Here is a 249-nt window from a genome sequence, read left to right on the forward strand (position 1 = left end):
TAGGTAGCTTAACCTTCGGGAGGGCGCTTACCACTTTGTGATTCATGACTGGGGTGAAGTCGTAACAAGGTAACCGTAGGGGAACCTGCGGTTGGATCACCTCCTTACCTTAAAGAAGCGTTCTTTGCAGTGCTCACACAGATTGTCTGATGAAAATGAGCAGTAAAACCTCTACAGGCTTGTAGCTCAGGTGGTTAGAGCGCACCCCTGATAAGGGTGAGGTCGGTGGTTCAAGTCCACTCAGGCCTA

At 50.2% G+C, this 249-nt stretch carries 1 tRNA gene and 1 rRNA gene; both read left to right on the top strand.

Annotated elements, in window-relative coordinates:
• Positions 1–107: ribosomal RNA gene (locus C3D30_RS20245) — 16S ribosomal RNA — on the top strand; the annotation flags it as partial.
• A gap of 68 nt (positions 108–175) precedes the next feature.
• Positions 176–249 (top strand) — tRNA-Ile (locus C3D30_RS20250).

The organism is Escherichia sp. MOD1-EC5433, from assembly GCF_002966005.1.
Classification (GTDB): Bacteria; Pseudomonadota; Gammaproteobacteria; order Enterobacterales; family Enterobacteriaceae; genus Escherichia; species Escherichia ruysiae.